At 72.5% G+C, this 21,166-nt stretch carries 26 protein-coding genes; 11 read left to right on the forward strand and 15 right to left on the reverse strand.

The features are described from left to right. Positions 1-65: 65 nt before the first annotated feature. Complete coding sequence (locus ACIA77_RS03655) at positions 66-662, forward strand: TetR/AcrR family transcriptional regulator (protein ID WP_395884183.1); 597 nt, start codon at positions 66-68, stop codon at positions 660-662. Positions 663-714: 52 nt separating this feature from the next. On the opposite strand, the gene ACIA77_RS03660 is transcribed toward ACIA77_RS03655, so the two are convergent. Then, a complete protein-coding gene (locus tag ACIA77_RS03660; protein WP_395884184.1) occupies positions 715-930 on the reverse strand; it encodes an acyl-CoA carboxylase subunit epsilon in 216 nt (71 codons plus the stop codon). An 8-nt stretch (positions 931-938) separates the two neighbouring features. Continuing rightward, a complete protein-coding gene (locus tag ACIA77_RS03665) occupies positions 939-2,573 on the reverse strand; it encodes an acyl-CoA carboxylase subunit beta (RefSeq protein WP_395884185.1) in 1,635 nt (544 codons plus the stop codon). Positions 2,574-2,643: 70 nt separating this feature from the next. Between ACIA77_RS03665 and ACIA77_RS03670 the strand changes: the two genes are divergently transcribed. Next, the gene (locus tag ACIA77_RS03670; RefSeq protein ID WP_395884186.1) at positions 2,644-3,465 is read left to right on the forward strand and encodes a GNAT family N-acetyltransferase; all 822 of its coding nucleotides are present in this window, start codon (positions 2,644-2,646) and stop codon (positions 3,463-3,465) included. 1 nt (position 3,466) lies between these two features. Here the strand turns inward: ACIA77_RS03670 and ACIA77_RS03675 are convergent, their stop codons facing one another. Further along, a complete protein-coding gene (locus ACIA77_RS03675) occupies positions 3,467-3,820 on the reverse strand; it encodes a winged helix-turn-helix transcriptional regulator (RefSeq protein WP_395884187.1) in 354 nt (117 codons plus the stop codon). 82 nt (positions 3,821-3,902) lie between these two features. Here ACIA77_RS03675 and ACIA77_RS03680 point away from each other — a divergent pair, with 82 nt between their 5' ends. Next, a complete protein-coding gene (locus ACIA77_RS03680; protein ID WP_395884188.1) occupies positions 3,903-4,751 on the forward strand; it encodes an NAD(P)-dependent oxidoreductase in 849 nt (282 codons plus the stop codon). Here the strand turns inward: ACIA77_RS03680 and ACIA77_RS03685 are convergent. Next, on the reverse strand, positions 4,739-5,437 hold the full coding sequence (locus ACIA77_RS03685; protein WP_395884189.1) for an NAD(P)H-dependent oxidoreductase: 699 nt from the start codon (positions 5,435-5,437) through the stop codon (positions 4,739-4,741). The two genes, ACIA77_RS03680 and ACIA77_RS03685, sit on opposite strands and share 13 nt — an antisense overlap. Before the next feature lie 70 nt (positions 5,438-5,507). On the opposite strand from ACIA77_RS03685, the gene ACIA77_RS03690 reads away from it, so the two are divergent. Beyond that, positions 5,508-6,491, forward strand: coding sequence for a GlxA family transcriptional regulator (locus tag ACIA77_RS03690; protein ID WP_395884190.1), 984 nt, complete (start codon positions 5,508-5,510; stop codon positions 6,489-6,491). A 161-nt stretch (positions 6,492-6,652) separates the two neighbouring features. Here the strand turns inward: ACIA77_RS03690 and ACIA77_RS03695 are convergent, their stop codons facing one another. The 8 genes from ACIA77_RS03695 to ACIA77_RS03730 form a co-directional block, all read right to left on the reverse strand. Beyond that, the gene (locus tag ACIA77_RS03695) at positions 6,653-7,555 is read right to left on the reverse strand and encodes an NBR1-Ig-like domain-containing protein (RefSeq protein WP_395884191.1); all 903 of its coding nucleotides are present in this window, start codon (positions 7,553-7,555) and stop codon (positions 6,653-6,655) included. Positions 7,556-7,633: 78 nt separating this feature from the next. Next, positions 7,634-8,611 carry a TolB family protein gene (locus tag ACIA77_RS03700; protein ID WP_395884192.1) on the reverse strand — a complete coding sequence of 326 codons (978 nt, stop codon included), beginning with the start codon at positions 8,609-8,611 and terminating at the stop codon, positions 7,634-7,636. Next, a complete protein-coding gene (locus ACIA77_RS03705) occupies positions 8,608-9,837 on the reverse strand; it encodes an MFS transporter (protein WP_395884328.1) in 1,230 nt (409 codons plus the stop codon). The genes ACIA77_RS03700 and ACIA77_RS03705 overlap by 4 nt, the downstream gene beginning before the upstream one ends. 65 nt (positions 9,838-9,902) lie before the next feature. After that, a complete protein-coding gene (locus tag ACIA77_RS03710; protein ID WP_395884193.1) occupies positions 9,903-10,769 on the reverse strand; it encodes an alkaline phosphatase family protein in 867 nt (288 codons plus the stop codon). Between the two features lie 151 nt (positions 10,770-10,920). After that, positions 10,921-11,733, reverse strand: a complete 813-nt coding sequence (locus ACIA77_RS03715; RefSeq protein ID WP_395884194.1) for a class I SAM-dependent methyltransferase — start codon at positions 11,731-11,733, stop codon at positions 10,921-10,923. Continuing rightward, complete coding sequence (locus ACIA77_RS03720) at positions 11,730-12,056, reverse strand: VOC family protein (RefSeq protein ID WP_395884195.1); 327 nt, start codon at positions 12,054-12,056, stop codon at positions 11,730-11,732. The genes ACIA77_RS03715 and ACIA77_RS03720 overlap by 4 nt, the downstream gene beginning before the upstream one ends. Beyond that, positions 12,053-12,205, reverse strand: a complete 153-nt coding sequence (locus ACIA77_RS03725) for a CopG family transcriptional regulator (RefSeq protein WP_395884196.1) — start codon at positions 12,203-12,205, stop codon at positions 12,053-12,055. The genes ACIA77_RS03720 and ACIA77_RS03725 overlap by 4 nt, the downstream gene beginning before the upstream one ends. A 26-nt stretch (positions 12,206-12,231) precedes the next feature. Next, entirely contained in the window at positions 12,232-13,161 is a 930-nt protein-coding gene (locus ACIA77_RS03730; RefSeq protein ID WP_395884197.1) for an AraC family transcriptional regulator, read from the reverse strand. 81 nt (positions 13,162-13,242) lie between these two features. Between ACIA77_RS03730 and ACIA77_RS03735 the strand changes: the two genes are divergently transcribed. Continuing rightward, a complete protein-coding gene (locus ACIA77_RS03735) occupies positions 13,243-13,950 on the forward strand; it encodes an SDR family NAD(P)-dependent oxidoreductase (protein ID WP_395884198.1) in 708 nt (235 codons plus the stop codon). A gap of 5 nt (positions 13,951-13,955) precedes the next feature. Here ACIA77_RS03735 and ACIA77_RS03740 read toward each other — a convergent pair whose 3' ends face one another. Both ACIA77_RS03740 and ACIA77_RS03745 read right to left on the reverse strand, forming a co-directional pair. Further along, positions 13,956-14,876 (reverse strand): phosphotransferase enzyme family protein, encoded by a 921-nt coding sequence (locus tag ACIA77_RS03740; protein ID WP_395884199.1) that lies wholly within the window; start codon positions 14,874-14,876, stop codon positions 13,956-13,958. A 3-nt stretch (positions 14,877-14,879) separates the two neighbouring features. Next, positions 14,880-15,956 carry a C40 family peptidase gene (locus ACIA77_RS03745; RefSeq protein WP_395884200.1) on the reverse strand — a complete coding sequence of 359 codons (1,077 nt, stop codon included), beginning with the start codon at positions 15,954-15,956 and terminating at the stop codon, positions 14,880-14,882. Between the two features lie 80 nt (positions 15,957-16,036). On the opposite strand from ACIA77_RS03745, the gene ACIA77_RS03750 reads away from it, so the two are divergent. The 6 genes from ACIA77_RS03750 (at position 16,037) to ACIA77_RS03775 (ending at position 20,247) form a co-directional block, all read left to right on the forward strand. Next, positions 16,037-16,846: a biotin--[acetyl-CoA-carboxylase] ligase gene (locus ACIA77_RS03750; RefSeq protein WP_395884201.1), complete on the forward strand. Its 810-nt coding sequence runs from the start codon at positions 16,037-16,039 to the stop codon at positions 16,844-16,846. 91 nt (positions 16,847-16,937) lie between these two features. Continuing rightward, the gene (locus ACIA77_RS03755; RefSeq protein WP_395884202.1) at positions 16,938-17,525 is read left to right on the forward strand and encodes a PH domain-containing protein; all 588 of its coding nucleotides are present in this window, start codon (positions 16,938-16,940) and stop codon (positions 17,523-17,525) included. Position 17,526: 1 nt separating this feature from the next. Continuing rightward, on the forward strand, positions 17,527-18,468 hold the full coding sequence (locus ACIA77_RS03760) for a hydroxymethylglutaryl-CoA lyase (RefSeq protein ID WP_395884203.1): 942 nt from the start codon (positions 17,527-17,529) through the stop codon (positions 18,466-18,468). Continuing rightward, positions 18,458-19,024, forward strand: a complete 567-nt coding sequence (locus tag ACIA77_RS03765; RefSeq protein WP_395884204.1) for a GNAT family N-acetyltransferase — start codon at positions 18,458-18,460, stop codon at positions 19,022-19,024. Before ACIA77_RS03760 ends, ACIA77_RS03765 begins: the two co-directional genes overlap by 11 nt. 375 nt (positions 19,025-19,399) lie before the next feature. Beyond that, positions 19,400-19,987, forward strand: a complete 588-nt coding sequence (locus ACIA77_RS03770) for a TNT domain-containing protein (protein ID WP_395884205.1) — start codon at positions 19,400-19,402, stop codon at positions 19,985-19,987. After that, complete coding sequence (locus ACIA77_RS03775; protein WP_395884206.1) at positions 19,984-20,247, forward strand: hypothetical protein; 264 nt, start codon at positions 19,984-19,986, stop codon at positions 20,245-20,247. The genes ACIA77_RS03770 and ACIA77_RS03775 overlap by 4 nt, the downstream gene beginning before the upstream one ends. Here ACIA77_RS03775 and ACIA77_RS03780 read toward each other — a convergent pair. Beyond that, positions 20,240-21,133, reverse strand: a complete 894-nt coding sequence (locus ACIA77_RS03780; RefSeq protein WP_395884207.1) for a TIGR03619 family F420-dependent LLM class oxidoreductase — start codon at positions 21,131-21,133, stop codon at positions 20,240-20,242. The two genes, ACIA77_RS03775 and ACIA77_RS03780, sit on opposite strands and share 8 nt — an antisense overlap. Positions 21,134-21,166 lie beyond the last annotated feature (33 nt).

Raw genomic sequence — 21,166 nt, forward strand, 5'->3', positions numbered from 1 at the left:
TTGAACGAGGAGTCACGCTAGACGCAACGTTGCGTCTTGTCTACAAGCCGATTAGGCTTCGCGACGTGGGAGAGGTCACTGCGCCGGACACGCGCCGGCACCACGGGAACCGGTACGGCCGGAGCGAAGACGCGCGCCGCGCCGTGCTCGAGGCCGCCGACGACCTGCTGGTGGAACACGGGTTCGCCGGGCTGACGGTGGAGCGCATCGCCGCCACGGCTGGCGTTTCGAAGCAGACGATCTACCGCTGGTGGCCGTCCAAAGTGGACATCCTGCTGGACGCGCTCGGCGACGACCTCGCCGAAGAACTCGTCCCGCCCGACCACGGCGACCTGCGCCGCGACCTGCGTCAGCACCTCGCCGCCGTCGCGACCTTCCTGACCACGGCCGACGCCGGGGCCGTCTTCCGCGCCCTGCTCGGTCAGGCCCAGCACGACCCCGCGCTGGCCGCGCGGCTGCGCGCCGAGCACGTGCGCGGCCAGCACGCACGCGACCGGCTGCCCTTCGAACGCGCCCTCGCCCGCGGCGAGCTGCCGCCCGGAACCGACCTCGACCGCGCCGTGGAGCAGCTCATCGGGCCGATCCACTACCGCGTGCTCGTCACGGGCGCCCCGGTCACGCGCCGGTTCACCGACGACCTCGTCGACCGGTTCTTCGCCTAGCCGCAACGAAAACGGGCCGGACCACGAAGGTCCGGCCCGCTGTCGAACGACGTCAACGTGGCAAAGCCGAAGCCCGCCACGCGCCGGCGCCCGGGTGCAGGGGCGCGCGCACCGCGGCGGCCCGGTCGTTCCACCACGACGTGCGGCGAGCAGGAGCCGGCGCGGTGGCAGCGGAAGCCGCCGCCGCAGCGACGACGGCGGTCAGCGCAGCCAGTTCGGCGTCGTCCGGGTTGCCGCGGAGGACGCGGAGCAGGGGGCGTTCGCTCACGGGAGACCTCACAGGGGGATGTTGCCGTGCTTCTTGGGCGGCAGCGATTCGCGCTTGGTCTTCAGCAGCGACAGCGCCTTGCTGACGTGGCCGCGCGTGTGGGCGGGCACGATCACCGAGTCGACGTAACCGCGTTCGGCGGCGGCGTACGGGTTCAGCAGCGTGTCCTCGTACTCCTGGATCAGCTCGGCCCGGAGGGCGTCGACGTCGCGACCTTCGGCGGCGGCCGCGGCGAGCGTCTTGCGGTGCACGATGTTCGCCGCGCCCTGCGCGCCCATCACGGCGACCTCGGCGGTGGGCCAGGCGAGGTTGACGTCGGCGCCGAGGTGCTTGGACCCCATCACGTCGTACGCGCCGCCGTAGGCCTTGCGCGTGATCACGGTGACGAGCGGGACGGTCGCCTCCGCGTACGCGTAGATCAGCTTCGCGCCGCGGCGGATGATGCCGTTCCACTCCTGGTCGGTGCCGGGCAGGAAGCCGGGCACGTCGACGAAGGTGAGCACCGGGATGTTGAACGCGTCGCAGGTCCGCACGAACCGCGCGGCCTTCTCCGACGCCGAGATGTCGAGGCAACCGGCGAACTGCGTCGGCTGGTTGGCGACGATGCCCACGCTCTGGCCGTCGACGCGGCCGAAGCCCACGAGGATGTTCGGCGCGAACAGCTCGTGGACCTCGAGGAACTCGCCGTCGTCGAGCACGCGGGTGATGACCTCGTGCATGTCGTAGGGCGTGTTCGGCGAGTCGGGGATGATCGTGTCGAGCTCGCGGTCGGTGTCGGTGACGTTCTCGAAGAACCCGGCGGGCTCACCGGCTTCGAACGCCGGCGGGTCGGACAGGTTGTTCTGCGGCAGGTAGGACAGCAGCTCCTTGACGTAGGCGATCGCGTCGTCGTCATCGGAACCCAGGTAGTGCGCGACGCCCGACTTCGTGTTGTGCGTGCGCGCGCCGCCGAGCTCCTCGAACGTCACGTCTTCGCCCGTCACGGTCTTCACGACGTCCGGGCCGGTGATGAACATCTGCGACGTCTCGTCGACCATCACCACGAAGTCGGTGAGCGCGGGGGAGTACACGTGCCCGCCCGCGTTGGCGCCCATGATCAGCGAGATCTGCGGGATCACGCCTGAGGCGTGGGTGTTGCGGCGGAAGATCTCGGCGTAGAGGCCGAGGGAGACCACGCCCTCCTGGATGCGTGCGCCGCCGCCCTCGTTCATGCCGATGATCGGGCAGCCGGTCTTGAGCGCGAGGTCCATGACCTTCACGATCTTCTCGCCGTAGACCTCGCCCAGCGCGCCGCCGAACACCGTCACGTCCTGGGAGAAGACGCACACGGGGCGGCCGTCGACGGTGCCGTAACCCGTGACCACGCCGTCGCCGTACGGGCGGTTCTTCTCCAGCCCGAAGTTCGTGGAGCGGTGCCGCGCCAGCTCGTCGAGCTCGACGAAGGATCCCTCGTCGAGCAGGAGGTCGATGCGTTCGCGGGCCGTCTTCTTGCCCTTGGCGTGCTGCTTCTCGATCGCGCGCGCCGACCCGGCGTGCACGGCCTCGTCGTAGCGGCGGTAGAGGTCCGCGAGCTTGCCGGCCGTGGTGTGGATGTCCGGTTCTTCCTCGGGCGGATTCCCGAGCGGCTGCGTCGCACTGCTCATGGAGCGGAGCTTAGCTACCGCCAGGTCGCTTCGCGTGTGGCGTACGCCTCCCCGGGCATAGGGTGGCGGTGTGCTTCTCGCCGACGCTCCCGTCCGCCCGCTCACGCCCGCCGACCTGACCGCCTGCCTCGACCTCGGAGCCGACCGCGACTGGCCGCGGGAGCACCGCAAGTGGGCCATCCTCCTCGACGTCGGCCGCGGTTTCGGCATCGACGCACCCGACGGCGACGGCCTGGCGGCGACCTCGATCCTCGTCGAAACGGGACCGGTCGCGTCGATCTCCATGGTCGTCGTCGCTTCGCGCTACGGGCGCCAGGGGCTGGGTGGCCGCGTGACGTCCCACGCAGTCGAGGCGGCGGGCGACACGACCGTGTTCCTGCACGCGAGCTCGTTCGGCCGGCGGCTCTACGAAGCGCTGGGCTTCGTCGTCGACGGCGGCTGCGAAGGCCACCTCGGCACGCTGACCGACGACGGCGGCCCGGCCGCCCGCCCGATCACCCCTGCCGACGTGGCCCGCGTGTACGAGCTGGACGCCCTCGCCCAGGGCTTCCCCCGCCGCGCGCTGCTCGACCGCCTGCTGTTCGAAGCCGAACACGTCCACATCACCGACGGCGGCTTCGCGCTCGGCACCGTGCTCGACGGCGTGACCGTCATCGGCCCCGTCGTAGCGCCTGCCGAGGACGAGGCGAAGGCCCTGATCCGCGGCATCGCCCGCGCGGCCGGCGGCCCGATCCGCGTGGACGTGGACTTCGCGCACGCCGGCCTCTCCGCCTGGTGCCGCGCCTCGGGGCTGCTTCCGGTGGGCCCCGCGCCGCGGCTCGTGCACGGCGGGAAAGCCTTGCCCGGCCTCGCCGAGCGGCGGTTCGCGCCGTACAACCGGGCGTTGGGCTGAGTCAGTGCCGGGGCGCGGGCAGCACGCCCCGGCGCTCCGCGATGTGGTGCATGTTCTGCTCGCCCCAGTCGCCGAGGGTCAGGAGCGCGGTGTTGAGGGCCTGGCCGCGTTCGGTGAGGGAGTACTCCACGCGCGGCGGGATCTCGGGATAGGCCTCGCGGTGCACGATCCCGTCGTGTTCGAGTTCGCGCAGCGACTCGGTCAGCATCTTCTCACTGATGCCCGAAACGCGGCGCTTGAGTTCGCCGAAGCGCAGCGGGTGCTCGTGCAACGCCCACAGCACGAGCGATTTCCACCGGCCGCCGATCACGTCGATCGCGGCGTCGAGTCCGCAGTTGTACCTGCGCGGCTGCATGCTGGTTCCTCACGTTTCGGTGGGTACTGCACGAATTAGTCGGTACTTGTGCCCAGTAAAGCCGCGCCGCAGCATCGCTGCCATGGAATTGAGTGTGCTGGGACTGGGCCGGATGGGGTCGGCGCTCGCGGGGGCGTTCCTCGCGGCGGGGTACGACGTCGCGGTGTGGAACCGTTCGCCGCGGAAGGTGGCGGCGCCGGCGGCTCGCGGGGCGAAACCACTGGCCGATCCCGCGGACGCGACGGGGCTCGTCGTCACCTGCCTGTCGACCTACGACGATCAGCGGCCGGTGCTCGAGCGGCTGCCGGCCGGGACCACGCTGGTGTCGCTGACCTCCGGCACGCCCGCCGAAGCGCGCGCGACCGCCGAGTTCGCGTCGGCGCACGGGATCACCTACGTCGACGGGGTGGTCCTCGCCGTGCCCCAGGCGGTGGGCGGCCCCTCGGCGCGGCTGCTGTACGGCGGGTCGGCCGCCGCGTTCGCCGAACACCGTGAGGTGCTCGAAACCTTGGGCGCCGCCACGTTCCTCGGGCCCGACGCGGGCCTGCCGGCCGTCCACGACCTCGCGTTGCTGGGGATCATGTGGACCACCATGGCCGGCTACCTGCAAGCGCTCGCGCTAGTCGGCGGCGCGGGTGTTCAGCCCGCGCAGTTCGCACCGTTCGCCGCGGGCTGGCTCGACGTGGTGACCGCGAACCTGCCCCGGCTGGCCGACGCGGTCGCGAGCGGCGACCACCGCACCGAAGTGTCCACTGTGGATCTCAATGCCGCCGGGCTGGCGCACCTCGTGGCGGCCGTGCGGGAGCAGGGGCTGGACGACGGGGTGCCGGCGGCGGTGCGGGGCCTGTTCGACCGGGCGGTGGCGCGGGGCCACGGCGAGCACGGGGTGTCCAGCGTCGTCGAGGTGATCAAGCAGCCTCAGCCGAGGTGAACGCCGAGCCCTTCGCGGCCGGGCGCGAGGTCCGGGCGAAGCACCAGATCCCGTCCGTAGTCACCGCCGTTCTGGGTGCGGAACGGCAGCGGCGCCGTCGTTCCCAGCGCGTGCAGGCGCTCCCGCAGGCCCGCGACGGCGCAGGAGTACGCGCAGTCGGTCATGCGGTCCGCGTTGTACACGGCGTAGGGCGGCAGCACGGACATCCCGGTGTAGAAGAGCGTGCCGTGCTGGAGCCCGAAGAGCAGGTCGGCCAGTGGGCCGTTCACGCCGCGCGGGCCCAGCGCCGGGGCGGGTGAGCCGGCGGTGACGACGACCAGCGCGCGTTTGCCCGCGAGCGCGCCTTCGCCGTAGCGGAGGGTGCGGCCGTCGGCGCCGCGCACGTCGTAGGCGTAGCCCTTCACGAAGACGCGGTCGAACCAGCCCTTCAAGATCGCCGGCGTGCCGTACCACCACAACGGGAACTGAACGACCACCGCGTCGGCCCAGGTCAGCTTGGCTTGTTCGGCCCGCACCTCCGGCGGGGTCGTCGCGATCTCGTCGACGACGGGGTTCCAGCCCATCGCGTAGAGGTCGGATTCGCACACGCCGTGGCCGAGGGCGCGCAACGTGGCCAGGCCGTCGTCGCGCAGGGCGCCGCCGAGGGAGTGCGGTTCGGGATGGGCGAAGAGCCAGAGGACGTTCATGCCGTCAGGTTCGCTCGGTCCCGGCCGGCGAACCAGTGGCCCGATGGTCAACCTGTGCAAGAATCGGGCCATGTCCGTTTTCCGTCATCCCGATCGGCACCACGTCGCGGTGCTCGTGCGCAACGGCCTGCTCGTGATGGAGCTCGGCATCGTCCACCGCCTGTTCGGCGAGGCGCGGTCGGCCGAGGGCGAGCGGCTGTACGAGGTCGTCACCTGCACGCCCGAGCCCGGCGACCTCCGCAGCGACTCCGACCTGCTGCTCCCCGTCGCGCAGGGGCCCGAGGCGCTGGCCGAGGCCGACACCGTGGTGATCCCGGCGTCCGCCCTGGAGTACGAGCCGACCGGCCGTGAGTACACCCCGTCGCTGGCCCGCGCTGTCGGTTTCATCCGGCCCGGCGCGCGGGTCGCGTCGATCTGCACCGGCGCGTTCGTGCTCGCGGCCGCCGGCCTGCTCGACGGCCGCCGCGCGACCACGCACTGGCGTTCGGCCTGTGAGTTCCAGCTCGAGTACCCGCGGGTGAAGCTCGACCCCGACGTGCTCTACACCGAGGACGGCAACGTCCTCACCTCCGCCGGCGTCGCGTCCGGCATCGACCTGTGCCTGCACATGATCCGCCGCGATTTCGGCGCGGCCGTGGCCAACGAGGTCGCGCGCGGCACCGTCGTGTCGCCCCACCGCGATGGCGGGCAGGCCCAGTTCATCCGCCGCCCGGTGCCCGAGCCAAGGGCCTCGTCGACGAGCGCCGCGCGGGCCTGGGCGCTGGAGCACCTCGACCGGCCGCTGACGCTGCGGGACCTGGCGGCGAAGGAGTCGATGAGCGTGCGCACGTTCACGCGGCGCTTCCGCGAGGAGGTCGGGGTGTCGGCGCTGCAGTGGCTCACCCAGCAGCGCGTGGAACGGGCGCGGCAGCTGCTGGAGGAGACGGACCTGCCGATCGACCGCATCGCCACCGACTGCGGGTTCGGCACGGCGGCGTCGCTGCGCCAGCACCTGCAAAGCGCGCTCGGGGTGTCGCCGAGCGCGTACCGCCACACCTTCCGCCGCACGGCGTGAAAACGGCGGTCCGTGGGCGCGCGCTTGCCGGTCGCACCCACGGACCGACCCCCAGTGGTCCGTCGAAGACGAGGGAGGACGTCTTCGCCCACGACCCATCGTTCCCGCGGACCCGGGGTGTTCGGTACCCGGCTGACCAGGTCTTACAGAATCTGACAGCGTCAGGGGACGACCGTGATGAGCACGTACACCGGACGCCGCGTGGCGAAGAACTCGGTGCCCGCCGCGTCGACCATCTTCCAGCCGATCCAGCAGCGGCCGGGGGTGTCGGACGCGGTGACGGGCACGCTCACCATCACGTGCTCCCCGGGCGCGGTGTCGCCGATCAGCACACGGTCGGGTGTGCGGCAGGTGCCCGGCGCGGGCGGGCTGTCCATGCGCTGCAGGTAGCGCTCGTGCCACCCGACGGACCCGGCGTTCTCGATCTCCCACACCTTCTGCACGGTGACGCCGGCGCGCACGGGCGTGCCGTCGGGGACGGTGACGTCGGCGATGAACTTGGTGTTGTCACCGGGGATGCGGGCCGTGCCGTCTCCCGCCGGCGCCGAGCCCAGCCGGCCGGGCAGGACGAACGCGGCCACCGCCGCCAGCACGACCACCACGGCCGCCGCGACGAGCACCGCGGTCCGCCGCCGCGGCCGGGCACGGGGCGGCGGGGCGGGGCGGACGCCGTCGCCGGTCGGCTCGCCGAGCTGCGCGGGCACTTCGGCGGGACTCGCCGGAGGGGGTCCGGCGGCCTCGTTCGCCGGTGGGCCTGGCAACGCCGCCGACCCGAGCTGCGTGGTTTCGCCCGGTGCGGCTGGCTGGTTCGGTGCCGGCGGGACGCCCTTCAGCTCTTCCCACCGCGTCCGCCACGGGCCTTCGTCGGCGCCGCACGCCTTCACGAACTCCCGCGTGGTCTCCCACGAGGGGAAGCGCGTGCCCTTCACGGCCTCGTGGAGGGTGGTGTGGGAGATGCAGCCGGACCGCTCGGCCATCTTGCGGAACGACGGGTTGCCGGCGCTGGCGCGCAGGGCGGCCAGTTCGGCGGCGAGCACGTCGGCCGGGGCCGGCTCCGCGCTCATCGCTCTCCCTGGGTGTCAGATCCGCTGTTCCGGACAAGTCTGACACTCACCGGGGTCCCGGCGCCGCCCGGGCGGAGCTCACGAAAGCGCGGCCGGCGACTCCGCGTCCGGCACCAGCACCCGCGGCACGCCACTGCCGTCCGCGGCGACGGTCCAGACGTCGGAGTGCTGCGTGCCCCGCGGGATCCCGTAGGCGACCGACCGGTTGTCGAGCCACGCGGCCTGGTCGTCGACGTTGCGGGATTCCGCCAGCGGCGTCACGCGACCCGACGCGAGGTCCAGCACCGAGAGCCGCCAGCCCTGGTTCGGGTCGTCGTCGATCGCCGACTTGAACGCGATCCGCGTCTCGTCCGGCGACAGCGACGGGCATTCGACGTTCTCCCGCAGCGACACGATCGTGTGGGCGCGGAAGTCGCCACGCACGAGGTAGCGGTGGCCGGCCGTGGACATGGTCGCGTAGAAGGTGTGGTCGTCGCGGGTGAAGCTCACGCCCCAGAAGTTGAGGTCGACGGCGTGGTAGGGCTTGCCGGCCAGCGTGACCGCGTAGTCCTCCAGCGACGGCGCCAGCTCACCGGTCCGCGTGTCGAGGATGCCGGCGCGGGTGGAGAACGTGCCGCCGTTGTAGGAGTCGCCCGTGACGAAAACGGTCCAGGCCACCATGCGCCCGCTCGGGGACACGCGGGCGCGGTTGGGCAGGCCGACCAGCGGGATCTCGCGCTGCGACACGAGCCCGGAGTTCAGCACGGCCAGCTGGTAGGTCGTCAGGTCGCCGTCCTGGCGCAGGCACAACCCCGTGCCGCCGGCGGCGTACACGCGGGCGCACGTCACCGGCGACACCGTGCGCGCGCCGCCGGGGTCGGCCGCGGACACCGTGACGAGGTGGCCGCGCGAGCCGTCGGCGGTGCTGCGCACGAGCAACCGCGGCCCGGGCGTCAGCGACACCGTGCCCGTGGCCGCGTCGTCGCGGTTGTGCGCCGCCGCCATCCCGACGTACACCGCCGCCGCGGCGATGAGCACCACGATCCCCGCGACGGCCACCAGCACCCGAGTCTTCATCGCACCTTCCGCAGCATTCCGAACGTCACCACGATCGCCAGCACGGCCGCACCGGCCGCCACGGCCATCGACCAGCCGATGCCCCACACCTGCCAAGCCAGGCCGAACAGGGCCGACGACACGAAGTAGGCCACCGCCTGGCCGGTCTGGATCAGGGAAATCCCGGTGGTCCGCAGCGCTTCGGGCAGCACCGGCCCGGCCAGCGCCATCAGCACGCCGTCGGTCGCGGCGTAGAACGCGCCGTAGAGCGCCAGCGACAGGACCACCAGCGGCCAGCCCGAGATCGGCCCGGCCAGCAGCAGGTACACGGCCACGAGCGCGCCGTACCCGCACAGCACCACGGGCAGCCGGCCGAACCGGTCGGCCAGCGAACCGAGCGGCGCCGCCAGCACGAGGTAGGCGAGGTTCGTGCCGACGGCCAGCAGCGGGAACCAGCCCGTGCCGATGTCCTCGCGCCGCTGCAGCAGCAGGTAGACGAAGCCGTCGCCGATCGTCGCGGTGCCGAGCACGCACGCGGCGATCAGCAGCCGGCGCACGGGCGCCGACCGCAGGAGCGCCGCGGCGGCCCGCGGCGAGACGGTGCCCGTGGCGGGGCGCGCCGTGCGCTTGTCCCGCACGAACAGCACGAGCAGCAGCACGCCGATCGCCGCGATGCAGAAGCTGGTGACGAAAACCGCGTCGAACACGTCGGCGCTCGAAGCGCCGACCAGCGCGAGCACGCCGAGCGCCACGAGCGGGCCGGCGAACGCGCCCGCGCTGTCCATCGCGCGGTGCACGCCGAACGCGCGCCCGAGCATGTCCTGCGGCGCCGACAGGGTGATCAGCGCGTCGCGCGGCGCGGTGCGCAGGCCCTTGCCGGTGCGGTCCGCGGTGATCACCGCGCCGATCGCGCCCGCCGACGAACCGGCCGCGACGAGCCCGAGCTTCGCGACGGCCGAGAGCGCGTAGCCGATCCCGGCGATGGTCTTGCGCCGGCTCACGCGGTCGGCGAGGTACCCGCCGACGAGCCGCAGCAGCGCCGTCGCGCCGGTGTAGAGGCCGTCGACCAGGCCGTAGATCGCGGGGCTCAGGTGCAGGCCGAGAACGAGGTAGATGGGCAGCACCGCCGTGACCATCTCCGAGGAGATGTCGGTGACGAGGCTGACGGTGCCGAGCGCGAGCACGTTCGCCGCGATCTTGCCGCGGGAGACCTTGTGCTCGCTCCGGCCGATGGTGGACAGGTACACGCGCGCACCCTTCGGCGAGCCGGAAACCGCGGGTGCGTCCACAGTGGACGCACCCGCGGCGGGAATCACTGCCAGACGTCGAGGATCGGCGACTTGCTCGCCGCGCCCGCGATCCCCGGCAGGCCGTAGGAGGCCTCGATGGTGCGCAGGACCGTGTAGTGGTTGATGGATTCGGAGTAGCTGCCCGGCTTCACGTGGGCGCCGACGAACGTGGTGAAGATCTGGTTGACCGAGGTGCCGCTGTCCTCGTCGAACGTGACGATCAGCAGGCTGTTGTGCGTCTTGGCCCACTGGGCGTAGCCGTCGAGGTTGTTCTTCAGCCAGGTGTCACCGGTGCCGATCGAACAGTCGTGCATGTCGTTGCACATGTTCGGCGTCACGAAGGACACGGTGGGCAGCTGGGTGTAGTCGGTGGGGAAGGTGGAGAAGCGGACGTTGCTCGACGCCGGGACGTTCGAGAAGTCCACCCAGCTGTTGTGCTTGCGCATGTAGGTGCCGCTGGAGCAGCCGGTGTAGCCGTCGGACGGCATCGACTCGGAGTAGCCCTTGAACGACTTGCCGGCGCCGATCAGCTGCTGGCCGAGGTTGGCCTTGCTGCCGAGGTTGGCGGGGCAGGAGTCGCTCGTGACGCCCTGCGTGGCGCCGGAGAACAGCGCGACGTAGTTGGGCTGGCTCGGGTGGGTGATGGCGAAGGAGCTGGTGAACTTCGCGCCTTGGCCGGCCAAGGACGTGAAGTACGGGGCGGCCGACGAGGTGATGGACGAGGCTTTCTTGTTCTCGAACATCACCAGCACGACGTGGCCGAAGGCCGGTACGGCCGCGGCGGCGGGCGCCACGTCCGGTTCACCGGCGTTCGTCACGGCCGCGGTCACCACGCCGGCCGCGGCCAGCGTCGCCACGGCGAGCGCGGCCACGATCCGCTTGCGGATCATGAGTCCTCCTGGTTCGGGGGGAGAAGGGCGACTCATGATGAGGAGACGAGCGGACCGGGGCGTGCCCGGTTGGAGTCCGGGGTGTGGTCGGAAAATGAACAACAGGTGGGCGGAGTAGCACGTTCGTCCGCTTGGCGAATTGCGTACCGGGTCAGACCGTGGCGACCAGGAAGTCCTCACCGGTCGACGGCCGCAGCCCGTCGGGCCGGCCCGCGAAGTACCGCTCGGCCAGGCCGGCACCGGACACGTGCCGGACGTCGGTGAACCCCGCTTCGCGCGCCGACGTTGTCAGCTCTTCGGGCCGGAAGAAGCTGACGAACGGCGTGCCGGCGGCTTTCGCGCCGTCCTGGCTCGCGCGCAGGCCCGGGCGGTCCTCCGAGTCGAGCAGGTCCGGGGGCAGGAGGAACGTCATGGCCACGGTCGTGCCCGCGGCGAAACCGGCGATGGTGCGCAGGGTCTCGGCGGTGGTGTCCTTCTCGAGGTACATGCTCACGCCGGTCGACGCGAAGACGGCGGGTGCGGTGGCGTCGAAACCGGCGGCGGTGAGGGCGGCCGGCCAGGACTCGCCGCCTTCGAAGTCGACGGGGACGAGCGCCGGGACCGGGTAGCCCAGGTCGCGCAGCCGCCGGTGTTTCCACGCCTGCGTTTCCGGCTGGTCGATTTCGAAGACCTTCCCGAACCCGGGCCGGCGCTGGGCGAAGGAATCGAGGCCGGCGCCGAGGAGCACGTACTGGGCCGGGCCACGGCCCGTGACGAGGTCCTCGACGAACCGCGCCCGTGCGACCACGCTCGCCCGGAACCCGCACGTGGCCCGCGGTTCCATGTCCGGCCGTTGCCGCCAGCCCTCGTCCGGTGCCGCGATCTCGAGTCCGATGTGGTCTTCGAGCACGTGCGGCGGCGCGTCCACCTCCAGGTGCAGCGCGCGCCACAACGCGGTGCGCAGGGCGGTGTTGTCGACGGTCATGCCTGCAGTGTCCACAAGCGACCGTCGGGATCGCGGACGACCATCTCGCGCGTGCCGTAGTGCGTGTCTTCGTACGGCGACACGACTTCGACGTCCGGTCCGGGCTCGGCGGCGTCAGGTGCCGTCAGTACGAGCTGCGCGCGCGGCGCCCGGGATTCCGGGACTTCCGCGATGAACACGGCCGGGCCCCGCTTCCCGCGGAACTGCCCGGAGTGGTGATCGGTTTCGAACTCCAGCTCGAACCCCAGTGCCTGGAAGAACTTCGCGGCCTTGCCCCAGTTGTGCGTCTCGAGGAACACGGCCTCGATCCCGTCGGTGGTCACTCTTCCTCCTCGGTGTCGAGGTACTCGCGCAGCGCTTGCGCGACGAGCGCGGACAGCGACGAGCCCGTTTCGATCGCGCGGATCTTGACCTGCTTGATCAGGCTGACCGGCAGGTACACGTTGAACTGCTTCACGTCCTCGTCGCCCACGAGGCTGAGGCTAGCATGCTAGCAAGCTAGCCGGCAGGGTTGCGCCATTCGGAGGGGCTGACGCCGCGGGCGCGCCGGAACGCCACGCTGAACGCGAACGCGTCCGCGTAGCCGGCTTCGCCCGCGATCGCCGCGACGGTCTTTTCCGTGTCGCGCAACAGATCCGCGGCGAGCGTCATGCGCCAGCCGGTGAGGTAGGTGAGCGGCGGTTCGCCGACGAGCGCCGCGAACCGGGCGGCGAACGCGGCGCGCGAAAGGCCGACCTTCCCGGCGAGCTCGGCGACGGTCCACCGCCGCGTGGGTTCGGCGTGCAGCAGCCGCAGCGCTTCGCCGACGGCTGGGTCCGCGAGGGCGGCGTACCAGGCCGGCGGGTTGGCGGCCTCGGCCCACCACGCGCGCAACGCCTGCACCAGCACCAGATCGAGCAGCCGGGTGAGCACGGCGTCCTGGCCGGGTTCGTCGCGCGACACCTCGGCGGCGAGCAGTGCCAGCGTCGCGTCAGTCCGCGCCCCGGCCGGCACGACGGCGAGCGGGGGCAGGCGAGCGAGCAGGCGATCGCTGACTTCGCCGTGGAGTTCGTACGCGGCGCGCAGCAGGACCGTCGCGCCGTCGCCGCCGGCGCCGTGCGTGCGCGGGGCCAGCAGCCACTGCGCCGACGTGGGTTCGCCCGTCGGCAGGTACTTGCGGCCGCCGCGGATGGTGACCTGGTCGGCGGTGCCCGGGTCGTCGGCGATCGTGTGCTCACGGCTCGCGGTGACCAGGGCGATGTCGCCGGGTTCGAGCCCGGTGGGCGCGCCGTCGCCGAGCCGGATCGACGCGCGGCCGCCGAGCGTCGCCAGCACGGTGAGCGGCGGCGCGTCGGCGTAGGTGACCGACCACGGCGGACGCTGGATCAGCTGGCGCACCAGCGCGGTCCGGGCGCGGGCGCGGTTCAGGAGGTCGGTGAGGACGTCCACCGCAGCGAGCGTAGACGATCGCAAAGGGATCGGCGACGATCAGCCATGGATCGTCTGGGTCACGCGGAGTTGGCTGAAGCCATGACGAAATCCCTTGTGGTGTTCGGAGCCGGCCCGGGCGTGGGCCGGGCGATCGCGCGGCGGTACGGGAAGGAGGGCTACGACGTCGTTCTCGTCGCCCGCCGCCGCGGCCCGCTGGAGGAGTTCGCGGCGCAGCTGTCCGCCGACGGGGTCACCGCGCACGTCGTCCCGGCCGACCTGTCCCGCCCCGGCGACGTGCCGGCCCTCGCCGCGCGGATCCGCTCCGCCGTCGGCGACCCGACGGCGCTCTACTACGGCCCGTCTCCCGCGGATCCGGAGTTCACCCCCGCGGTTTCCCTGACCGCCGCCCGGCTCCACTCGCTCGTGCCGCTCACGCTCGACACCTTGCTCGCCGTCGTCGCCGAGTTCCTCCCACCCATGCTCGCCCGTGGCGACGGCGCCCTCCTCACCGCCCAGGGCGCCGCGGCCGTCGAGGGCCGCGCCGGAATGAGCGGCTGGCCGCCCCTGCTCGCCGCGCAACGCAACTACCTCCAGTCCCTCTCCGCGGAGGTCTCCGCCCGCGGCGTGTACGTCGGCCGCCTCTACATCGGCGCCCGCATCACCGGCACCCCCTTCGACGCCGCCTTCCGCGCCTCCGGCCAACCCGAGGCCACCTTCCCGGCCGCCGATCCGGCCGACCTGGCGGACCTCCTGTGGACGATGCACGCGGACCGGCAGCCGGAGGAAAGCGTTGTGCCGCAGTGGTGATCGCCTCAGGCGTGCGCGAGGTGGAGGCGTTCGGCAGCCTGCTCCCGCAACGCCGAAGTGCACTGTGGTGGGTCGTCGTGGAGGGCTTCCCAGCGGGCGTTGTGGGCGGCGGGCCAGAGTGAGGCCGCCCAGGCGACCTGGAGTTCCGCCGGGGTGAAGGGGCGGCCGCGCAGGTGCTGGTACGCCGTGAGGAACGCGGCGGAGCTCTCGATCGGGGCGAGGGTCGGTGGGCCCGCGCTGGCGAACGTGCCGCTCGCGGCACCGGCGAGGGCGGCTTCGGGCTGCCAGGTGAGGCTGTCCCAGTCGTGCACGGTGTGGATGCGCGAGCCGTGCCAGCGGAGGTTCTGGGCTTCGTAGTCGCCGTGGCCGAGTGTGCGCGGGAGGTCAGCGGCGAGCAGCCGGGTGCGGGCTCGCGAAGCCGTGTCGACGACAAAAGCCGGTACGGCGCGCTGGTCGCGTTCGTCGAGGAAGTCGATGGCGGGCCACACGCCGGAATCCGGGTGGTCCCACCGGATCCAGCGCGGGTTCGGTAGCGGGGGCGGCGCGGTGAAGTCGGCGAGCAGGGCCATCGACGACGCGAAAACCCGCGCGTAGCGAACTGCCACTTCCAGCGAATCGCCGCGCAGCACTTCGCCGCCGGGGCGGAACTCCTCGGCGTGCACGGCCAGCGCGCCGGCCGTCGTCACAGGGGTGAGTGGCCGGGCGCACGGGAACCCCCGGTCGGCCAGCCGTTCCTGCGCGGCCACGCAGGACGCCGCTCGGCCGTCGTCGGGGCGGGCTTTGACCACGACGGGCGTGCCGTCGGTAAGCCGGAGGCCGAAGACGGAAGACATCCCGTTCGCCTGGAACAGCGCGGTGGCCGGCGCGGAGCCGAGGTGCGCACGGCACCACCCCGGCAGCCACTCGGGCAACGACGGCACCGACACCGCTCAGGCGGGGCGTCCGGCGCCCGCGTAGTCGTCGCCCGGGGAGTGGTACGTGTGGATCTGGATGGCCTGGCCCTCGGTGGGCGCGTTGATCATCAGGCCGTTGCCCAGGTACAGCCCCACGTGGTGGATGCGCGTCGCCGGGTCGCCGTAGAAGACGAGGTCGCCGAGCTGGGGTTCGCCGGCGACGCGGGGCGTGGCGCGGAACTGGCTGTCGGCCGTGCGGGGCAGGGCGACGCCGGCGCTGTCGTACGACGCTTTGGTCAGGCCGGAGCAGTCGAAGCCCGCGGCGCCGGCGTCGGGTCCGTTGCCGCCCCAGACGTACGGGAGGCCGAGCTGGCCGAGGGCGAAGCGAGTGGCGCGCACGGCCGGCGAGGAAGCCTTCGCCGGGTCCAGCGAGAGCGTGGCGTAGAGCTGCGCGTTGCCCAGCACGCGCTGGCGGAACAGCTCGGTGTCCTTGCTCGCGTACGCCGCGATGGACTTCCACCAGCCGGTGCCCGCGGACAGGTCGGCGCCGCTCGCGCACAGGGCGCGGCCGGCGGCGACCGAGGCGGAAGCGGCGTCGGTCAGCGCGGGCTTGCCGACGCCCGGGATCTTCGAGCCGTACTTCTGCCACATCGCCGACGACAGGCCGAGCGGGTTCGCCCCCTGGCGGCCGTGGTCGGAACTGGCCTCGCCGACGCCCGCGAGCGTCACCCAGGACAGGTGGCAGCCGGGGTCTTCCGAGCGCAGCGCGAGCTCGCCACCGGCGTAGCCCATCAACGCCGCCGCCGGGATGTCGAGCGGGCCGGACAGCGAGTCGGCCCACTGCTCCAGCGGCGTCTTGCCGCCGCCACCCGACGCGCCCTGCCCGGGCTCCTGCGCCTGGACGGGTGCGCTCACCTGGAGCACCGAAGGACCGGTCACCGCGGCCGCCGCGACGGGAGCCGGCGGGACGGGCTGGTCACCGTCCGCCACGAGCCAGCCCGCGGTGACGAGGCCGGCCACGAGCGGCAGCGCGACGAGTCCACGGTGGAGGGCGCCGCGCGCCCACGACCTGGCGGCGGGCACGGCGTCGTGCTCGGGTTCCGGCGGCGTCACGGCGTCCAATCTAGAAGAGCGCACCTGTGCGTAACGAGCGAGTCGCTTGCACGTTAGGGGGACTTTCATATTCTGAGCACATGTCTGGGATGGACGCAGCGCGGCTGCGGGATGGACTCGCCGGTCGCTACACCCGCGTCGACGTGGTGGAGACCACCGGCTCCACCAACGCCGACCTGCGGGAAGCCCTCGAAAACGGCGGTGCCGACCGCACGGTGCTGCTCGCCGAGCAGCAGACCGCGGGCGTCGGGCGGCGGGCCCGGTCGTGGAGTTCGCCGAGGGGCGCGGGGCTGTACCTGAGCGTGGCGCTGCGGCCCGCGGGGGTCCCGTTCGCGGCGCTCGGTTCACTGTCCGTGGTGGCCGGCCTGGCCGTGCGCGGCGCCGCCGCCGAAGTGGGGGTCGACGCGGTGCTGAAGTGGCCCAACGACGTGCTCGCCGGGCCGGACCGCGCGAAGTGCGCGGGCATCCTCGCCGAGGCCGTGACCGGTCCCGAGCCCGCCGTCGTCCTCGGCATCGGCCTCAACGTGCTGCCGCTCGGTGAAGACGTGCCGGCCGGCCCCGGCGGCCTGCCCGCGACGTCGCTCGCCGAACAGGGCGCCGCGGACCCCGACCGCACCGACGTGGCGCTCGCCCTGCTCACCCGGCTCGACGACTTCGAACGCCGCTGGCGCGCCGCGGCCGGCGACCTCACCGCCGCCGGCCTGCTCGACGAGTACCGCGCCCACTGCGCGACCCTCGGCCAGGACGTGCGCGTGGAGCTGCCCGGCGACGCCACCCTCACCGGCCGCGCCACCGACATCGACGCGAGCGGCCGGCTGCTCGTCGACGCCACCGACGGGCGCCGCGTGACCGTGTCCGCGGGCGACGTGGTGCACGTCCGTCCCGCTTGAGCGGAATCACCTGGTGTCCGCAGGTCCGCGCAGGCCCGCCGCCGGTACGGTGAGTGCACCAGCACCGGCACACACCAGGGGAGCGTCCGCCGTGGCCTATCCGGACGATTTGCTCAGCCAGAACGAGGAAGTGGTGGTGCACAGCCACCCGCACTTCAAGATGCTCATCTTCCCGTTCGTCGCGTTCGTGATCACGATCGCGGCCGCCGTCTGGCTCCTGCTGCTGGCGCAGGACGCGACGGCGCCCTGGAACAACGTGGCCATGATCGCCATCGGTGTCGTCGCGCTCGTGCTGGTGGTGTGGCTGTTCCTGACGCCGCTCGTGCGGTGGCGCACCACGCACTTCATCGTGACGACCGACCGCCTGATCGCGCGCGAGGGCGTGCTGAAGCGCACCGGCATCGACATCCCGATGTCGCGCATCAACAGCGTCCAGTTCGAGCACGGGCTGCTGGACCGCGTGTTCGGCTGCGGCACGCTGATCATCGAATCGGCGTCGGACGAGCCGCTGCGCTTCGACGACATCCCCCAGGTCGAGCGCGTGCACACGGTGATCTACCGCGAGGTCAACGACAACCCCTACGACGACTACCAGGGCCAGCCGGGTGCCGGGTCGGGCGGTGCGCAGAACACCGAACCCCTGCCGCGCAACCACCCGCCGCGCGGACGGCGGCGCTGACGTGGGCGCCCGCGAAGTCGGCCTGCCCGAACGAGTCCCCGCCCCCGGCCTGCCGGAGCGCGTGACGATCTGGGAGGTCGGGCCGCGCGACGGCCTGCAGAACGAGAAGTCGGTCGTGCCCGTCGAGGTGAAGCTGGAGTTCCTCGACCGCCTCGCCGGCGCCGGCCTCACGACGCTCGAGGCGACGAGCTTCGTGCACCCGAAGTGGGTGCCGCAGCTGGCCGACGCCGAGCAGCTGCTGGCCGGGCTCGACCGCCACGACGGCGTCCGCTACCCGGTGCTGGTGCCCAACGAACGCGGCCTCAACCGCGCGCTCGACGCCGGCGTGGCGCACATCGCGATCTTCGCCAGCGCGACCGAAACGTTCGCGAAGCGCAACCTCAACTCGACGCTCGACGAGCAGTTCGCGATGTTCGAACCGGTCGTCACGCGCGCCCGCGCCGAGGGGCTGGAGGTGCGCGGCTACCTGTCGATGTGCTTCGGCGACCCGTGGGAGGGCGTCGTGCCCGCCGAACAGGTCGTGCGCGCGGGCAAGCGGCTGCTGGACTTCGGCTGTTCGCAGCTGTCGCTGGGCGACACGATCGGCGTCGCGACCACCGGCCAGGTCACGCGCCTGGTCGAGGCGTTCGGGCAGTCCGGTGTGGACGTCCCGGCGCTGGCCGTGCACTTCCACGACACCTACGGGCAGGCGCTCGCCAACACCGAAGCCGCGCTGCGCGCCGGGGTGTCCATTGTGGACTCCTCGGCGGGTGGGCTCGGCGGCTGCCCGTACGCGGAGTCGGCGACGGGCAACCTCGCGACCGAAGACCTGGTGTGGCTGCTGGAAGGCCTGGGCGTCGAGCACGGCGTGGACCTCGGCAAGCTCGTCGAGACGAGCGTGTGGATGGCCGGGCAGCTCGGGCGGCCGTCGCCGTCGCGGGTGGTCAACGCCCTTGCCGGCTGAGTTCGTCCCGCTCGATTCCGGGTCGTGGCCGCTGTTCGAGCGGCTCTTCGGCCCGGGCGGGGTGCAGGGCGGGTGCTGGTGCTCGTTCTTCCGGCTCACCGGACCGGAGTTCAAGGCCGCGGGGCGCGAGGGACGCAAGCAGCACACGCGCGACGAAGCCCGGGCGGGCCGTCCGCTGGGCTTGCTGGGGGTCGTCGACGGCGAGCCGCTCGGCTGGGTCGCGGTGTCGCCGCGCGCGGACAACCCGCGGCTGGCGCGGTCTCCGGTCGCGGCGTCGGAGATTTCCGGGAACGTGTGGTCGGTGACGTGCTTCTACGTCGACCGCCGCGGCCGTCGGCAGGGGCTGGCGGCCGCGTTGCTGGGAGCGGCGGTGGCCTACGCCGCGGACCACGACGCCGTCGCCGTCGAGGGTTACCCCGTGACGACCGAGGACCGGTCGCCCGCCGACCTCTACCACGGGACGCTGGGCCTGTTCACGGGCGCGGGTTTCGCGGTCGTCGAACGGCGCGGGGCCGCGCGGGCGTTGGTGCGGCGGGAGATCGCTCCCGCCCGATAAGGTGGAATCACCAGCTTGTCCGGTGCCGTGTGGAATTCGCCCTTTCGGGGAATTGTGCGGAACCGGGAGGCGCGGCGGACGTCTCTCCCTGACGACGGAGCGACCGAGAAGAGGGTGCCCGTGTTCGAACAGGCCGATCCGGTCGGCTCCGACCCAGCCGTCGACACCGCGACGGGACCCATCCGCGTCCCGGTTCAATACGGTGGCCTCCTCGACCGCGGGTTCGACGACGTCCCCACGCCGCCGACCGGCACGCGGGTCACCCCGGGCGCCGGCGGACCTCCGCACCGCGCGCCCGCGAACCCCGGGCCGGCGAGGCCGGTTTTCCCCGGTTACGGGTCGCCTCCGCACCGGCCGGCGCCGCCGGTGCCACCCATGGGGGCGCCGCGGACCGAGCGCGAGAGCGTGCTGGCGCTGTTCCTGGTGCACATGTTCCCGATCGGCCACCTGCCCGTCGCCGCGGACCGGCCGGCCCTGCAGCGGCCCGTGCCGGCGCGGGGGCCGTTCGACCACCCGCAGGCGGCGCTGCTCGACGACACCGAAACGCTCGACTACGTCTCCCGAGGCCTCCGGCGCACGCCCACGCCGCCCGCCGACCCGACGCCGCCGGCCGCGCTGTTCGAGGGCTACGAACCGGGAAACGCCGGGGAGGGCTGGCCGCCGGCGGGTGAAGAGGAACCCGTGGTCCTGCCTGACGGCGAGCTGCTCGACCGCTTCGGCGACGAACACGGCCGCGTCTTCGCCGCCGACGGCACGCCGTTCGCTCGGCGCTCGCTGCCGGAGTCCGCGCGCCACGCCGGGTACCGGCGCTACCGCGTGGTGAAACCCGTGCCGATGTGGCGTTCGGCCGCGCCGGAGTGGTTCGGTCAACCCGGCGGCGGCGTCCGGTACCGTGCCGTCCTGGCCGCCGACGAGCTGGTCACCCTCGGGTTCCTGGCCGACGTCACGCAGGAGGCGCGTTGAACACCCAGTCGATCCGCCGCTGGCTCGACCGCCTGGGCGTCCCCGCGGAAGTCGTTTCCGTCGGCGCCGAAACCGACAACGCCTGGTGCCTCATGCCCGCCGCCGACGAGGGCTGGGAGGTCTTTTGGCGCGAGCAGGGCAACCGCTACGACTGGGCCCGCTTCACGTCCGAACAGGTCGCTTGTCACTACCTGTTCGGACGCCTCGCGTGGTCCCAGGTCGCGCGCGGTGCGGTCGGCGTGCTCCCGGGCGCTAACTAGCTTTCAGCACGCCTTCGACGAGCCCGAGCAGGTCGTCGACGTCGTCGGCTTGGTACATCAGGTCGACGAGCACGTGGCGCACCTCGGTCTCCTGCTCGACGCGCTTGATCGTGTCGGCGACCAGGCCGACGACCTCGCTGCTGCGTTCCGTCGGGTAGATCCGCAGGATCGCGTCGAGCTCGGCCGGGTCGCGTCCGGCTTCGGCGGCCATCTCGCGGATCGTGGCCAATGGCTTGGTGACGGCGGCGTCGAGGTCGGTCACGTGCGGCGGGACGACGGCGGGCAGCCAGCCCGCGGCGCGGCGCGCGACCCGGCGCATCGCCGACGGCGAGAACCCCGCCAAGTAGACCGGGGGCTTGCGCACCGGCTTCAGCGCCGAGCGCGTTTCGGGGATCTGCCAGAACTTCCCGGAGTGCGACGCCGGATCGGCGGTCCACAGTTCGTCGAGCACGTCGAGGATCTCGTCGAACCGCGCGCCGCGTTCGGTCATCGGCACGCCGATCGCCTCGAACTCGTCCGGCGACCAGCCGACGCCCAGGCCCGGGATGAGCCGGCCGCCGGAGAGCAAGTCGAGCGTCGTCAGCGTCCGGGCGAGCAGAACCGGTGAGTACCACGGCGTGTTGAGGATGTTGGACCCGATGGCGACCCGTTCGGTCGCGCTCGCGGCGACCGCCAGCAGCGCGAACGGGTCGAGGATCGCGTCGAACTCCGGCGGGAACGTGTCGGCGCCGTTGTAGCCGACCTTCGGCTCGACCGGGGCCAGCGCGCGGTCGATGACCCACAGGCTGGCGGCCCCCAGCTGCTCCGCTTCGCGCGCGTACCGCGCCACCTGCCTGGCTTGCTTGGTGACCGCGCCGGTCTGCGGCAGCGTGAAACCGATCTTCACGAACACCTCCGATGTGGATGACTACGGCAAGAG

The organism is Amycolatopsis sp. NPDC051903 (assembly GCF_044452505.1).
Taxonomy (GTDB): domain Bacteria; phylum Actinomycetota; class Actinomycetes; order Mycobacteriales; family Pseudonocardiaceae; genus Amycolatopsis.

What these genes read in the sequence shown, in the direction of transcription:
- ACIA77_RS03665 (WP_395884185.1), bottom strand. Translation starts at nt 2,573, where the DNA reads ATGAGCAGTGCGACGCAGCCGCTCGGGAATCCGCCCGAGGAAGAACCG.
- ACIA77_RS03675 (WP_395884187.1), bottom strand. Translation starts at nt 3,820, where the DNA reads ATGCAGCCGCGCAGGTACAACTGCGGACTCGACGCCGCGATCGACGTG.
- ACIA77_RS03680 (WP_395884188.1), top strand. Translation starts at nt 3,903, where the DNA reads ATGGAATTGAGTGTGCTGGGACTGGGCCGGATGGGGTCGGCGCTCGCG.
- ACIA77_RS03685 (WP_395884189.1), bottom strand. Translation starts at nt 5,437, where the DNA reads ATGAACGTCCTCTGGCTCTTCGCCCATCCCGAACCGCACTCCCTCGGC.
- ACIA77_RS03690 (WP_395884190.1), top strand. Translation starts at nt 5,508, where the DNA reads ATGTCCGTTTTCCGTCATCCCGATCGGCACCACGTCGCGGTGCTCGTG.
- ACIA77_RS03695 (WP_395884191.1), bottom strand. Translation starts at nt 7,555, where the DNA reads ATGAGCGCGGAGCCGGCCCCGGCCGACGTGCTCGCCGCCGAACTGGCC.
- ACIA77_RS03700 (WP_395884192.1), bottom strand. Translation starts at nt 8,611, where the DNA reads ATGAAGACTCGGGTGCTGGTGGCCGTCGCGGGGATCGTGGTGCTCATC.
- ACIA77_RS03710 (WP_395884193.1), bottom strand. Translation starts at nt 10,769, where the DNA reads ATGATCCGCAAGCGGATCGTGGCCGCGCTCGCCGTGGCGACGCTGGCC.
- ACIA77_RS03715 (WP_395884194.1), bottom strand. Translation starts at nt 11,733, where the DNA reads ATGACCGTCGACAACACCGCCCTGCGCACCGCGTTGTGGCGCGCGCTG.
- ACIA77_RS03735 (WP_395884198.1), top strand. Translation starts at nt 13,243, where the DNA reads ATGACGAAATCCCTTGTGGTGTTCGGAGCCGGCCCGGGCGTGGGCCGG.
- ACIA77_RS03750 (WP_395884201.1), top strand. Translation starts at nt 16,037, where the DNA reads ATGTCTGGGATGGACGCAGCGCGGCTGCGGGATGGACTCGCCGGTCGC.
- ACIA77_RS03770 (WP_395884205.1), top strand. Translation starts at nt 19,400, where the DNA reads ATGGGGGCGCCGCGGACCGAGCGCGAGAGCGTGCTGGCGCTGTTCCTG.